13 protein-coding genes are annotated in these 13058 nt (G+C 71.6%); 5 read left to right on the plus strand and 8 right to left on the minus strand.

Features of this window, described 5'->3' with window-relative positions; all coding sequences use genetic code 11:
* Positions 1-8 precede the first annotated feature (8 nt).
* Positions 9-323, plus strand: a complete 315-nt coding sequence (locus VF139_10070; GenBank protein HEX6851736.1) for a DUF971 domain-containing protein — start codon at positions 9-11, stop codon at positions 321-323.
* Here the strand turns inward: VF139_10070 and VF139_10075 are convergent.
* The 3 genes from VF139_10075 to VF139_10085 all read right to left on the minus strand — a co-directional run bounded on the left by VF139_10075 (position 320) and on the right by VF139_10085 (position 3139).
* Entirely contained in the window at positions 320-793 is a 474-nt protein-coding gene (locus tag VF139_10075) for a UPF0158 family protein (protein ID HEX6851737.1), read from the minus strand. The genes VF139_10070 and VF139_10075 overlap by 4 nt on opposite strands.
* A 91-nt stretch (positions 794-884) precedes the next feature.
* Positions 885-2021, minus strand: coding sequence for an alanine racemase (gene alr, locus VF139_10080; GenBank protein HEX6851738.1), 1137 nt, complete (start codon positions 2019-2021; stop codon positions 885-887).
* An 8-nt stretch (positions 2022-2029) separates the two neighbouring features.
* Positions 2030-3139: a hypothetical protein gene (locus VF139_10085; protein HEX6851739.1), complete on the minus strand. Its 1110-nt coding sequence runs from the start codon at positions 3137-3139 to the stop codon at positions 2030-2032.
* 25 nt (positions 3140-3164) lie between these two features.
* Between VF139_10085 and VF139_10090 the strand changes: the two genes are divergently transcribed.
* Positions 3165-4115, plus strand: coding sequence for an EamA family transporter (locus VF139_10090; protein HEX6851740.1), 951 nt, complete (start codon positions 3165-3167; stop codon positions 4113-4115).
* Here VF139_10090 and VF139_10095 read toward each other — a convergent pair.
* Positions 4112-4498: a hypothetical protein gene (locus tag VF139_10095; GenBank protein HEX6851741.1), complete on the minus strand. Its 387-nt coding sequence runs from the start codon at positions 4496-4498 to the stop codon at positions 4112-4114. The genes VF139_10090 and VF139_10095 overlap by 4 nt on opposite strands.
* A 93-nt stretch (positions 4499-4591) precedes the next feature.
* Here VF139_10095 and VF139_10100 point away from each other — a divergent pair, with 93 nt between their 5' ends.
* The 3 genes from VF139_10100 to VF139_10110 are packed head-to-tail and all read left to right on the plus strand — an operon-like array spanning position 4592 to position 8971.
* Positions 4592-6064, plus strand: coding sequence for a hypothetical protein (locus VF139_10100; GenBank protein HEX6851742.1), 1473 nt, complete (start codon positions 4592-4594; stop codon positions 6062-6064).
* Complete coding sequence (locus VF139_10105) at positions 6061-7599, plus strand: cryptochrome/photolyase family protein (protein HEX6851743.1); 1539 nt, start codon at positions 6061-6063, stop codon at positions 7597-7599. The genes VF139_10100 and VF139_10105 overlap by 4 nt, the downstream gene beginning before the upstream one ends.
* Positions 7600-7609: 10 nt before the next feature.
* Positions 7610-8971, plus strand: coding sequence for a M23 family metallopeptidase (locus VF139_10110; protein ID HEX6851744.1), 1362 nt, complete (start codon positions 7610-7612; stop codon positions 8969-8971).
* On the opposite strand, the gene VF139_10115 is transcribed toward VF139_10110, so the two are convergent.
* The 4 genes from VF139_10115 to purE are packed head-to-tail and all read right to left on the minus strand — an operon-like array spanning position 8968 to position 13035.
* Positions 8968-10221 carry an NAD(P)/FAD-dependent oxidoreductase gene (locus VF139_10115; protein ID HEX6851745.1) on the minus strand — a complete coding sequence of 418 codons (1254 nt, stop codon included), beginning with the start codon at positions 10219-10221 and terminating at the stop codon, positions 8968-8970. The genes VF139_10110 and VF139_10115 overlap by 4 nt on opposite strands.
* 26 nt (positions 10222-10247) lie before the next feature.
* Positions 10248-11420 (minus strand): hypothetical protein, encoded by a 1173-nt coding sequence (locus tag VF139_10120; GenBank protein HEX6851746.1) that lies wholly within the window; start codon positions 11418-11420, stop codon positions 10248-10250.
* Positions 11417-12529 carry a 5-(carboxyamino)imidazole ribonucleotide synthase gene (locus VF139_10125; protein HEX6851747.1) on the minus strand — a complete coding sequence of 371 codons (1113 nt, stop codon included), beginning with the start codon at positions 12527-12529 and terminating at the stop codon, positions 11417-11419. The genes VF139_10120 and VF139_10125 overlap by 4 nt, the downstream gene beginning before the upstream one ends.
* A complete protein-coding gene (gene purE / locus VF139_10130) occupies positions 12526-13035 on the minus strand; it encodes a 5-(carboxyamino)imidazole ribonucleotide mutase (GenBank protein HEX6851748.1) in 510 nt (169 codons plus the stop codon). Before purE ends, VF139_10125 begins: the two co-directional genes overlap by 4 nt.
* Between the last annotated feature and the right edge of the window lie 23 nt (positions 13036-13058).

A 13058-nucleotide genomic window follows, 5' to 3' on the forward strand; every position in this document is an offset into this window, starting at 1 on the left:
ATCCGCGCATGGAGCCGAAGGACATCGTTGCGTTCCCGAGCGGGGAGATCGGCGTCGCGTGGGCCGACGGCCACGAGTCGATCTGGACGGCCAAGGCGCTCCGCTGCCTTTGCCCCTGCGCGGAGTGCGTCAACGAGCACACCGGCGAGAAGATGTTGCGCGACGAGACGATTCCCGACTGGATCCGCCCCGTCGCGATCGAGCCGGTGGGGCGCTACGGGGTCACGATCCGGTGGTCGGACGGGCACGCGACCGGGATCTACGCCTTCGAGACGCTGCGCCTTCGGTGCCCGTGCGAGGGTTGCACGAAGCCGACCCCTTAGCGCCAGGGCGGGGGCTTGACGGGGTTCACCTGGTGCTCCGCCAGCCACGCGTCGATCGCCTGGTGGAGGCAATCCGACCGGTAGCGGAACCAGGACTCGCGGGTCTCGTCCTCCGAGCGCAGGGCGTCCCGGAACGCCACCGCCGACTCCCCGTCGAGGACCGCGGACAGCTTCTCGCGAACGTCCGCGGCGAGGTCGGGAAGCTCGACGAACGCCTCCGCCCACCCGAGCTCGTCGTCGTCGGAGAAGGGAACCACGTACAGGCGCGTGTTGTCCGGGCGCATCACCGCCGGACGCATCGCCGCCTCGTCTTCGCGGGCGTCGTCGTCGTCCGCAGGGGCTTCCTCGCCCTGCCCCTCGAGCACGACCTCCCCGGTCACGAGATCGAGGTAATGCACGAGATCCTCGGAACGGTTCTCGAATGCGGCTTCGAGCTCGTCCCAGTCGATGTGGAGTGGTTTGCGCTTCATGGGGCGGGTTTTCCGGTGCGTCTCCTCGAGCCGGACGGAATCTAAACCCCGGATGGGCTCCGAATCAAGCCCTCGATCGGTGCATTTTCGTTCAAACGACGACCCGGGCGAGGCCGGGGTGGATTCGCGTCACGACCTCGTAGGCGATCGTGCCGCACCACGACGCCAGTTGCTCGGCCCCGACGACCTCGTCCCCCTGGGCCCCGAGCAGCACCACCTCGTCCTCCGGACCGACCCCGGGGATGTCCGTGACGTCGACCATGCACATGTTCATGCATACGCGCCCGCGCACCGGGGCGCGCTTGCCTTTGAGGAGCACGTGCGCCACACCCGAGAGGCCCCGGTCGTATCCCTCGTAGTACCCGACCGGAAGGACGGCCACGGTCAGGTCCCGGGTGGCGCGGTAGGTGCAACCGTACCCGACGTAGCCCCCCTCCGGGACGAGCTTGACCTGGGCGACCCGGGTCTTCCACGACAGGACCGGGCGCAACGCGAGCGACGGTTTCCCGCGCTCGAGGCACGAGACGTACGTCTCGCGCGACGACCACAACCCGTACAGCGAGATCCCCACGCGCACGAGATCGAGGTGGGTCCGATTGAAGAGCACCGTCGCCGCGGAGCAGGCGGCGTGGCGGAGAAACCCCCGAGCTCCCGAGGCGCGGGCCGTGGCGACGATGCGGTCGAACGCGGCGATCTGCGACTCGGCGAAGGTGTGGTCGGTGGTGTCCTCGATGTTGGCGAAGTGGGTGGAGACGCCGGCGAGGGAGAGCCCGTCGTTCGCGAGGATCCGCCGGACGAACGCCGGGACCCGCGACTCCTCCACCCCCTGCCGGTGCGTCCCGGTCTCCACCTTGAGGTGCACGCGCACGGGACGCCCCGCCCTTCGCCCGGCCTCGCCGAACGCGTCGGCGGAGCGGTCGTTGTAGAGCACCGGCTCGAGTCCGAGCGCCGCGACCTCCCCCGCGCCGTCCAGCGGCACGTACCCCAGGACGAGGATCCTCGCGTCGTGCCCCGCGCGGCGCAGCGCGATCCCCTCGTCGAGGTTGTTCACGCACAGGCCGTCGGCGCCCGCCTCGCGCACGATCGCCGCGCACTCGAGCATCCCGTGCCCGTAGGCGTTCGATTTCACGACCGGGAAGAACGCCGGCCCCGCGCCCAGGCGCCGGCGGAACTGGCCGACGTTGTCGCGCAGCGCCTGCGCGTCGATCTCGACCCAGTTGAGCGGCACGCGGCTTCCTACCACAACACGTACGCCGCGTCGCGGATCACCGCGATCCGCGCGCCTTCGGGGGTCACGAGATCGGCGGAGGCGACCGAGATCGGACTTCCCTTCGCGTAGACGATGTCCTGGTGGACGACGTTTTCCGGGCGGCGGAAGTCCCCGGGGCCGGTCACGCCGCCGAGATGTTCGCTCCGCCCGAACGCCCAGTGGAAGCCGGCCTTCTCGTCCTCGAGCACGTTGCCGGTGACGACGGCCCTGTCGTTGCAGCCGAAGGCGACCTCCGCGACGTTGGCGCGCGCGAGGTCGACGTCGAAATAGGACTGCCACTGGCGCGCCGCCTCGGCGGCCCCCCCGCCGTCCTCGACCGACGTGATGCGGTTCTGCGCCACGCGGAAGACCACCGTCCCACCGGGCGCCGCGACGGGGAGCTCCCCCTCGGTGCGGGAGGGATCCCCCGGCTTCTCCCCTTCGTAGGGAACGCAGAAGGTCTCCCCCGACGGAAGGTTGATCACCGGAATGTCGTCGGCCTTGTCGCGATGGAGGTAACCGTCGTCGGTCTCGCAGGTGCGATGGCGCAGGTCGAAGAAGCAGCGGTGCCCGGTCGAGAAGACGACCTCGACCCCCGTCGCGCGCCGGAAGGCGTCCCGCAGGAGCCGGCAGCGCCGGGCCACCTCCGCGTAGTCCGCCGCGAGCGAGCTTTCCTCCATCCGGCGCTCGACCCCGGGCATGCTCGCCGCGCGGAAGACGTGGGCACCGGGCCGTCGCTTGCAGACGTCCACGAGCGCGGCGGTCGGCGAGTACTCGGTGAGGGCGATCGCGAGGCTGACCCGGTCGAGGATCTCGGCGAGCTTCGCGTCGCGATCGCCGACGCGGCACCGTTCGGGGAAGTCGGCCCCGTTCGCCATCGTCGCCCGGTAGGCCACGAGGGGCAGGGTCTCGAAGCCGATGCGGCGGCCGAGTGCCTCCGCGCCGTCGCGCCACTCCGCGGCCATCCCGCGGCGCTCGGCCCAGGACGGGGTCTCGTCCTCCGGGGCGCGCGGCTCGTCGACGAGGACGGCGACGACCTCCCCCGGCTGCGGATCGAAGACGTCGACGAGGAACCTCTGCAGGTCGAAGTTGCCCATGGCCGGCATTCTAGAATGCCGCCTCATGAAGCGGCCCCCCCGCCCGTGGCTGCTCGCGGCGGTGTTCGCCCTGTTGTGCCTGATCTGGGGCACGACGTGGGCCGCGATTCGCGTCGGCCTGGAGGGGATTCCGCCGTTCACCGGCGTTGCGGCGCGATTCGCCATCGCGAGCGCGATTCTGGTCGCCCTCGCCCCCGTCTTGGGTGCCAGGCTCGGCTCCCGCGGCCCGCTCGAGCGCCGGCTCTGGGTCGCGAACGGGTTCCTGTCGTTCTTCGCCTCCTACGGGATCGTCTACTGGAGCGAGCAGTTCGTCCCGTCGGGCCTCGCCGCGGTGCTCTTCGCCACCTTCCCGCTCTTCGTCGCGCTCCTCGCGCACGCGGCGCTTCCCGGCGAGCGGCTGACCTTCGCCGGAGCGTCCGGCGTCGCGCTGGGGTTCGGCGGGGTCGCCGTGATCTTCTCGGAGGACTTCACGCGCCTGGGGGGCCCCGGCGTCGCGCTCGCCGCCGTCGTGATGCTCGGGTCGCCGATCGTCTCCGCCGTCTCGAACGTGGCGATCAAGCGTTGGGGAGCGGGCATCCACCCGGTCTCCCTCGCGGCGGTTCCCATGGGGATCGCCGCCGCAGCGATGACCCCCGTGGCGTTGATCGTCGAACGCGACCGCCCGGTCGTCCTCGACGCGGCCTCGGTCGGCGCGCTGCTCTACCTCGCGATCGCGGGCTCCGCGGTCACCTTCACCCTTTACTACTGGCTCATGTCCCACCTTCCCGCCACACGCGTCTCGCTGATCGCCTACGTCATCCCGCTGGTGGCGGTGGCGGTCGGAGCCTGGCTCGGCGAGCCGGTGACCTTCAAGACGCTCGCGGGGACCGGGCTCGTGGTGTCGGGGGTCGCGCTCGCGGCCGTGTCGAAAAAGAGCCCGGCCCCGGCGGATGCCGGGGCCGGGAGGACCGGAAAGGAGGCCGGAGGAGAGGCCTAGTGCAAACCGTCCGGCCCGGGAACGAGGAACCGGTCGTGTTCCCCGGGCACAAGGCGGGTGGAGGAGGCGGGCTTCTTGGCGGAGCGGAGGTGGTCCCGCAGGCGGTTGAGCTCGGTGGCGTGGCGCCGCAGCCCCGATTCGAGCTCGCCCATGCGCTCCCGCAGGGTCCCGAGCTGGCGTCGCGCGAGCTCGAGGTTGTCGTGCACCGCCGCCTGGCGGGCGAACGCGTCGCCGAGCGCAATCTCGAACGGCGCCGCGTCGGCCTCCAGCGAGATCCCTTTCTCGACGAACATCGCCCGGACCCGATCGACGAACGCGGCGGGGGCGCCGGTCGCGGCCGCCATCGCCTCGATCGATTCCGCCAGCGTGCGCTTCCCGCTCATGCGCTTCATGTACGGCGGCCGGTGGCGGGCGCAACGTCGAATCCCGTCAGCCTTGCGACGCACGAGCACGCCCGTCCAGAATGCCTTCAAATCATGAAGCGTGTCCCCGAGATCCGCGTGCGCGCGGCGAACGCCGCGCCGGCGCGACCCGATCGCGCGTTCGTCCTCTATTGGATGATCGCCGCACGGCGGTCGCGACGGAACTTCGCCCTGCAGCGCGCGGTCGAACATGCCGTGACCCTGGGTCGGCCGATCGTGGTGCTCGAAGCGCTGCGCACCGGATACCGCTGGGCGAGCGAGCGGCTTCATCGATTCGTCCTGGACGGAATGGCCGACAATGCCGACGCCTTCGCGCGGCGCCCGGTCCTCTACCACCCCTTCGTCGAGCGGACCGAAGGGTCCGGGTCGGGTCTGGTCGAGACGCTCGCGCGCGACGCCGCGGTGGTGGTGACCGACGAGTTTCCGTGTTTCTTCCTGCCGCGGATGGTCGAGAGGACCGCCGCGCGACTCGACGTGCTCCTGGAGACCGTCGATTCGAACGGCCTGCTGCCGCTGCGCGCGGCGTCCCAGGTCTACCCCACCGCGTACGCCTTCCGCCGCTTCCTCCAGAAAACGCTCCCCGACCATCTCGACGCATTTCCCGACGAGGATCCGCTCGAGGGAATCGATCTTCCGCGCCTCGCGCGGCTCCCGGAGGCGGTCGTCCGGCGCTGGCCCGAAGGCGCAACCGCCGACGCGGCCTCCCTTCCGGAGGAGGCCCACGTTCCCCCCGCGCCGTTCCGGGGCGGCGCGCGCGCGGGAGCGGCGGCGCTTCAGGCGTTCCTGGACCTCCGGCTCCCCCGCTACGTCGAGGCGCGCAACCGCCCCGAAGAGGAGGTGACGAGCGGGTTGTCTCCCTACCTCCACTTCGGACACGTCTCGATCCACGACGTCTTCACGCGCCTGGCCTCCCGCGAGGCGTGGTTCCCCGGGCGTCTCTCCAAGGTCGCGAAAGGGGAACGCGCGGGCTGGTGGGGGATGGGGCCGGAGGCCGAGTCGTTCCTCGACGAGGCGATCACCTGGCGCGAGGTCGGGTACAACTTCGCCCACCTGCGCCCGAGCGACCACGACCGTTTCGAATCGCTGCCGGAGTGGGCGAAGCGCTCGTTGCTCGCGCACGCCGGCGACGCGCGCGAGCCGCTCTACCGGCTCGACCGTTTCGAGAGCGCCGCGACCCACGATCCGTTGTGGAACGCCGCGCAGACGCAGCTCGTCCGCGAGGGGCGGATGCACAACTACCTGCGGATGTTGTGGGGGAAGAAGATCCTCCAGTGGGCGGAGAGCCCGCAGCAGGCCGCCGAGATCCTCGTCCACCTCAACAACAAGTACGCGCTGGACGGGCGCAACCCGAACTCCTACTCCGGGATCTTCTGGGTGCTCGGCCGCTACGACCGGCCCTGGGGACCCGAGCGCCCGGTCTTCGGGACCGTCCGCTACATGAGCAGCGAGAACACCGCGCGGAAGGTCCCGGTGAAGGCGTACCTGAAGCGCTACGTCCCCGCGGAGCCGCGGGGATTGTTTTCGTGAGCCTCTTCGCCCGCGAACTGGCCTTGCGCCAGCCCCGGGGGACGAGGCGACGGCGCTGGCTTTTCGTCCCCTACGACCAGCTCACCGACGCGATCGGGCCGCTGTCGCGCGAGCACCCGGCGGAGCTGGGAATCGTCCTCGTCGAGAGCCCGTGGAAGGCCTCGCTCCGGCCGTACCACCGCCAGAAACTCGCGCTCGTCCTCGCGAACCTCAGGCACTTCGCCCTCGAGCAGGCCGCGAAGGGAATCGCGGTACGCCACGTCGTCGCCCGCGGACCGTACCGCGAGGCACTGGCGCCGCTCGTCGCGGAGCTCGGGCCGCTGCGGACGATGCGTCCCGCGGAGCGCGAGCTGCGGGAGGACCTGGCGCCGCTCGTCGCATCGGGGGCCATCGTCGAGCTCCCTCACGAAGGCTGGATCACGACGACCGCCCAGTTCGAGGCCTCGCAACCGGGCCCGCCCTGGCGGATGGACGCCTTCTACCGGTACGTGCGCCGCGAGACGGGCCTGCTGATGCGGGACGGGAAGCCCCTCGGCGGGAAGTTCTCCCACGACGCCGCCAATCGCCGGCCCTGGAACGGCGTTCCGACCGCCGCGCAGCCGCCGCGATTCGAGTCGGACCCGATCAAGGACGAGGCCGTCGAGCTCGTGCGCACGCGTTTCGCCTCGCACCCCGGCGAGCTCGACGCGGGGGCGCTCCCCGCCACCCTCGCGGAGGCCGAAGCGACGTGGATGTGGGCCCGTCACGCGTGCCTGCCGCTTTTCGGTCCCTACGAGGATGCGATGAGCGTCCGGTCGACGACCCTGTTCCACACGCGGATCGCGCCGCTGCTGCATCTCCACCGCCTGCTGCCGCGCCGGGTCGTCGACGACGCCGCGTCGCTCGCCGTGCCGGTCGCCGGCGTCGAGGGGTTCGTGCGGCAGGTGCTCGGGTGGAGGGAGTTCGTCCGGCACGTCCACGAGGCGACCGACGGCTTCCGCGTCGGCGCCGTGCGCGAGGGCGGGCCGCTCCCCCCGGCGTACTGGGGAACGCCGTCGGGCCTCGCCTGCCTCGACACCGTGGTCGCCGACGTCTGGCGCGAGGGCTACTCGCACCACATCACGCGCCTGATGGTGCTCGCGAACGTCGCGACGCTCCTGGACGTGTCGCCGCGCGAGCTCACCGACTGGTTCTGGGTCGCCTACACCGACGCCTACGACTGGGTGGTGGAGCCGAACGTGCTCGGAATGGGGACCTTCGCCGCCGGCGCGCTGATGACGACCAAACCCTACGTCTCCGGGGCCGCCTACCTCGCGAGGATGAGCGACTACTGCCGCCACTGCGCGTTCGACCCGGGGTCCACCTGCCCGATCACGCCCCTGTACTGGGCGTGGCTCGAGCGCCACCGCGTCCGCCTCGAGGGAAACCCGCGCATGACCCTCCCGCTCGCCGCCTCCGCGAAACGCGGCCCCGAACGCGCCCGCGAGGATGCCGCCACCTTCGAGCGCGTCCGCGGGACGCTCGCGCGGGGGGAACCGCTCCGGCCCGGATGCTAGGCTTGCCGTCATGAAGAAGTTCCTGCTCGTCCTCGTGTTGCTCGCGGGCCTCGTCGCCGCCGCGCTCGGCGCCTTCCGCGCCGGTCCGGCCCCCGAGATCCGGATCGAATCGGCGGCCAAGGCGATCGGCCGCAAGGCCGCCGTGACCGTGATGGCCTCGGAGCCGTCGCGCGGCCTCAGCGCCTTGAAGGTCGAGCTCGTTCAGGGGGACAAGGTCTTCCCGCTCGCCGAGAAGTCGTACGTCGCGCGCCCGTCCTGGGCGTTCTGGGGACCCAAGACCGACGCCGAGTCGCTGACGCTGGAGATCGGCAAGGACGCCGTCAAGGACCTCCGGCAAGGGGAGGCGATCGTGCGCGCGACCGCCACGCGCGCGTCCGCGTGGCTGCGCTCCCCGGACCCCGTCGTCGTCGAGACGAAGCTCCCCGTCCGGCTGACGCCGCCGACGCTGGGCGTCGTGTCGAGCTTCCACTACGTGAACCAGGGCGGGTGCGAGGCGGTCGTTTATCGCGTGGGCGAGAGCGCGGTGCGGGACGGCGTGCGCGCCGGACGCTGGTTCTTTCGCGGCTGGCCGCTCCCGGGCGGCGGACCGCAGGACCGTTTCGCCCTGTTCGCCGTGCCGTACGACCTCGACGACGTCTCGGGCGTGAAGGTCGTCGCCGAGGACGACGCGGGGAACGAGGCGAGCGTCGGGTTCATCGACGAGTTCTTCCCGAAGCCGCTGCGGCGCGACACGATCCGGCTGAACGACGCGTTCATGCAGAAGGTGGTCGCGGAGATCCTGCCGTCCACCCCCGAGCTCCAGGACAAGGGCGACCTGCTCGAGAACTACCTCCAGATCAACCGGGACCTGCGGAAGGCCAACCGGGCGCTCCAGGCCGAGCTCGCCGCCGCGTCGAAGCCGACGTTCCTGTGGCGCGAGCCGTTCCTCCCCATGCGCAACACGGCGATCATGGCGAGCTTCGCGGACCGGCGGACCTACGACTACAACGGCAAGGGGGTGGACACGCAGGACCACCTGGGTCTCGACATGGCCTCCACGCGCGCCGACGCGGTGCCCTCCGCCAACGACGGCGTCGTCGTCCTCGCGCGGTATTTCGGCATCTACGGGAACGCCGTCGTCGTCGACCACGGCTACGGCCTGCAGAGTCTCTACGGCCACCTCTCGTCGATCGAGGTGAAGGAGGGGCAGACGGTCCGGCGCGGCGACTCGGTGGGGCGCTCCGGCGCGACCGGACTCGCCGGCGGCGACCACCTGCACTTCGAGATCGCGCTGCAGGGCCTGGCGGTGAGCCCCATCGAATGGTGGGACACGAAGTGGCTCACCGACCGCCTGAAACGCAAGCTCGGTCCTGCGCTTCCCTACGGGGGCTAGCGCCGGAGGGCCTCGACGACCGCCTGCGCCGCGCGACGACCGGACTCCATCGCCCCCTGGATCGAGGCGGTGTCGCGGTGGTCGCCGCAGACGAACAACCCGTCCTCCAGGCGCACCGGCCGGCGCGCGACGACGAGGGCCGGCGGGCGTTGCGCGGGGAGCGCGTGGGTGATGCGGTAGACCCGCAGCCGCCGCCACTTCGCGACGTCGTTCCCGAACCAGTCCGTCGCCTGCGCCGCCATCGCGGAGGTCAGCGCGGCGTCGTCGAGACCGGGGTCGCCCACGGCGACCGCGGCGATGAGGTGCGCCCCCGCCGGGGCGTAACCGGGCGCGACGTTGCTGACGACCGCCAGATTCGTGATCGGCCCGCGGTTGTCGCCGTCGAGCACGATCTCCCTCCCCTCGAAGGGGGCCCGCTCGGCGGCGAAGTAGACGCAGGTCTGGGCGCACGACTCCGGGGCGGGTGTTCGACCGGTGAGGCGCGCGGCGGCGGGCCCCTCCACCGCCACCACGACGGCGGCGGCCTCGAGCGCCTCCCCCGATTCGAGCACGACGCGACCCGGCCCCGCCTCGCGGACGGGGGTCCCGAATCGGATCGTCCCCGCGGGCAGCTTCCCGGCGAGCTGATCGGGAATCGCCGCCATCCCCGTCGCAGGGAGCGCGTTGTCCCCTTCGGACAACATCCGGAAGACGAACTCGAACATGCGGCTGGAGGTCTGGAGCTCCTTTTCGAGGAAGATCCCTCCCAGGAACGGACGGAAGAACCTCTCGATCATCGCGTCCGAGAATCCGTGGCCTCGGAGCGCGTCGAGGGTCGTCGTCTCCGGACGCGCGAAGAGGTCGTCGAGGGCGCCCTCGCGCGCCCGCTGGCGCACGCGCAGGATCGCGAGCTTGTCGCCGAGGGTCCCGATCGGGGAGAACGCCCCCGCCACGGCGTCCAGCGGCGCCCGCGTCGGATCGGCGACGCGGTAGAAGCTCCCGTCGAATCGCACGCGTGCGCCGGGGTAGAAGGGCTTGAGGTCGAGCGCCGCGTAATCGAGCATCCGCCTGCACTCGGGGTAGGCGGTGAGGAGGATCTGGAACCCGCGATCGAGGAGGAAGCCGTCGAGCCGGTCCGTGCGCACGCGACCGCCGACCGCGTCGGACGCCTCGAGCAGGCGCGTCTCCACCCCTTCGCCGACGAGCTCCCGCGCGCAACAGAGTCCGGCAAGGCCGGCGCCGACGATCAAGACGTCCGATCGAGCGCTCACGATCCCTCCCCGGGGCGGGGAGGATTCTAGCGTCCGCCGGCGGTCCCGGAGCGACGTATCGCGGCGTCGCGGAGCAGGCGGTCGACCAGCGGCAGGTAGAAGCGCCAGTAGAAGGCGTGCTCCGAAGGAGCGACCTTCAGCCCCTCGATCCAGCGGCGCACGGTGAGGTAGCCCGCGAAGGGCACCTCGGCGGTCTCGAGCGGGTTGTCCGCGAAGTCGCCGGCGAAGTAGAACGCCCGGCCCCCACCCGCGTAGCGCTTCACCGTGACCGCGGGGAACGTCTCCGGAAGGCCGCGCGCCGTCAGGCGCGCGCGCCCCGCCTCGGTCGGCTGCCAGGTGAAGGTGGCAAGCACCTCGGCGTCCCCCGCGTTCTCGACGACGTCGAACCAGTACGGGTACAGGATCCCGTCCGCCGCCCTCTCGAGGGTCGTGTCGGAGGAGGCCGCTCGATCCAGCCGGAGCCCGCGCGCGGCCACCTCGGGCCCGACGCGCAGGACCTCGACGTGCGCGTCCTCGTAGCAGAGGACGTAGCCGGGACCGGTGAACGTCCAGGGGCGCTTCCACTCGCGCTCGTAGTTGCGCCGCATCCACTGCGGCACCTCGTCGGTCGAATCGAGGTCGGTGAAGAAGCGGCCGATCCAGCGGGTCCAGTAGACCCCCATCGTGCGCTGGAGCGTCTCGCGGGGCGCGTCCTCCGTGGGGCTCCCGAGACTGTTGAACTCGCTCACGAGCAGCCCGCCGCGCCGCACGTACTCCTCGGCGGCGCGCGCCTCGACCAGCCCGAGCCCCCCGTACACCTTCGGGCTGCGCTCGAGGGCGGCGAGCATCTTCTCCCCGCTCTTCAGGTCGTCCCGGTACACGCCGTAGGTATCGGCGATGTAGAGGAGATCCGCCCGCTCGAGGTCCGCAGCGGCCAGATCACGGGTGCGCTCGGGGGGGTCTCCCGGCGTCTCGGGCGGGTACGCGCCGAGGTAGTCCTTCTCCCAGTCGTAGGGCGCCCCCGCGGCCGTCACCACGCCGAGCGCGCGCATCGCCCAGAACAACGAGCGATGCTCGAGCCAGAGCCGGAACGGAACCGTCTTGTCGAGGACGACCACGTTCAGCTCGGTCCGGTCGCGAACGTGGTAGAGCCCGCGCGGGACGAGGACCAGCGCCGCGAGGAGCAGCACCGGCCATGTCCAGCGCAGCGTGCCCTTCATCCCCGACCCAGGGCCGGCTCCCGGACGAGGGCCGCCACGCGGTCGAGCGCCGCATCGAGCGCGGCGCGGTCGGGCTCGACGAGGGTCACGTGGCCGAGCTTCCGCCCCGGGCGGGCGCTCTTCCCGTAGAGATGGACGTGCGCTCCGCTCACCCCGAGCAGCGCCTCCACCGGCGGCACCTCGCCGACGAGATTCACCATCGCCGAGACCCCCTGCGGCGCGGTCGAGCCGAGCGGCCATCCGAGGATCGCGCGAAGGTGGTTTTCGAACTGGCTGGTCGCGGCCCCCTCGATCGTCCAGTGCCCGGAGTTGTGGACGCGCGGTGCCATCTCGTTGGCGAGCAGGCGGCCTTCGTGCTGGAAGAACTCGATGGCGAGAACGCCCACGTAGCCGAGCGCGTCGAGGACGCGCCGCGCCTTCTGCTCCGCGCGGTGCTGCATCGCGTCGAAGACCCCGTTCGCCGGCGCGACGCTCAGGCGCAGGATCCCCTCGCGGTGCCGGTTCTCGACGAGGGGCCAGAACGCCGTGGCGCCGTCGCGGCCGCGGACGGCGAGCACGGACAACTCGCGCTCGAACGGCACGAACCCCTCGAGGATCGCCGGCGTCCCCGATGCCGCGGCGAGCGCCGTTTCCGCCTCGGCGGGGGTCCGCACGACCCACTGCCCCTTCCCGTCGTACCCCTCGCGCCGCGTCTTGAGGATCGCCGGGAGGCCGACCTCCGCGAGCGCGACGTCGAGCTCCTCGCGCGATCCCACGGGAGCGAACGGAGCGGTGGGGATCCCGAGCGAGCGGAAGAGCGTCTTCTCCGCGAGACGGTCCTGCGCCGTCTCGAGCGCCGGGGCGGGCGGGAAGACCGGAATCCGCTCCGCGATCCGCCGCACGGCGGCGACCGGGACGTTCTCGAACTCGTAGGTCGCGATCGACGTCGACGAGGCGAGCCGGTCGAGGGCGTCGGGGTCGTCGAACCTCGCCGCGAGGGACTCGGCGAGCTGCGCCGCGGGGGCCTCGACCGACGGATCGAGCAGGAGGAACTCGAGCCCCAGCGGATACCCCGCCAGGGCCAGCATCCTTCCGAGCTGACCCCCTCCGAGGACGCCGATGCGCGTCATGGACGCTTGGCCGGAGCCGGTGCGCGGGGGTCGGGATCGGCCAGCACCCGCGCGGTCTGTTCGGAGCGGAACTTCCGGAGCGCCTCGCGATACTCCGGGTGCCGCGCACCGACGATCGAGGCGGCGAGCAGCGCCGCGTTCATCGCGCCGGCCCGACCGATCGCCAGCGTCCCCACCGGAACGCCTCCGGGCATCTGGACGATCGACAGCAGCGAGTCGAGCCCCTTGAGCGCCTTCGACTCGACGGGGACGCCGAGCACCGGCAGGATCGTCTTCGACGAGACCATGCCGGGGAGGTGCGCGGCGCCTCCGGCGCCCGCCACGATCACCTCGATTCCCCGCGACTCCGCCGTCGACGCGTAGTCGAAGAGGAGATCGGGGGTGCGGTGCGCGGAGACGACGCGGACCTCGTGCGGAACGCCGAGCGCGTCCAGCGTCTCCGCGGCCGCGGACATCGTCTCCCAGTCCGACCGGGAGCCCATGAGGATGCCGACGAGGGGGTTCATGCCCGGCGGATTGTAACGCCTCG

It is taken from the genome of Candidatus Polarisedimenticolaceae bacterium, from assembly GCA_036376135.1.
Classification (GTDB): Bacteria; Acidobacteriota; Polarisedimenticolia; order Polarisedimenticolales; family DASRJG01; genus DASVAW01.

What these genes read in the sequence shown, in the direction of transcription:
- VF139_10095 (HEX6851741.1), bottom strand. Translation starts at nt 4,498, where the DNA reads ATGAGCGGGAAGCGCACGCTGGCGGAATCGATCGAGGCGATGGCGGCC.
- VF139_10085 (HEX6851739.1), bottom strand. Translation starts at nt 3,139, where the DNA reads ATGGGCAACTTCGACCTGCAGAGGTTCCTCGTCGACGTCTTCGATCCG.
- purE (HEX6851748.1), bottom strand. Translation starts at nt 13,035, where the DNA reads ATGAACCCCCTCGTCGGCATCCTCATGGGCTCCCGGTCGGACTGGGAG.
- VF139_10100 (HEX6851742.1), top strand. Translation starts at nt 4,592, where the DNA reads ATGAAGCGTGTCCCCGAGATCCGCGTGCGCGCGGCGAACGCCGCGCCG.
- VF139_10120 (HEX6851746.1), bottom strand. Translation starts at nt 11,420, where the DNA reads ATGAAGGGCACGCTGCGCTGGACATGGCCGGTGCTGCTCCTCGCGGCG.
- VF139_10090 (HEX6851740.1), top strand. Translation starts at nt 3,165, where the DNA reads ATGAAGCGGCCCCCCCGCCCGTGGCTGCTCGCGGCGGTGTTCGCCCTG.
- VF139_10110 (HEX6851744.1), top strand. Translation starts at nt 7,610, where the DNA reads ATGAAGAAGTTCCTGCTCGTCCTCGTGTTGCTCGCGGGCCTCGTCGCC.
- VF139_10125 (HEX6851747.1), bottom strand. Translation starts at nt 12,529, where the DNA reads ATGACGCGCATCGGCGTCCTCGGAGGGGGTCAGCTCGGAAGGATGCTG.
- VF139_10075 (HEX6851737.1), bottom strand. Translation starts at nt 793, where the DNA reads ATGAAGCGCAAACCACTCCACATCGACTGGGACGAGCTCGAAGCCGCA.
- VF139_10070 (HEX6851736.1), top strand. Translation starts at nt 9, where the DNA reads ATGGAGCCGAAGGACATCGTTGCGTTCCCGAGCGGGGAGATCGGCGTC.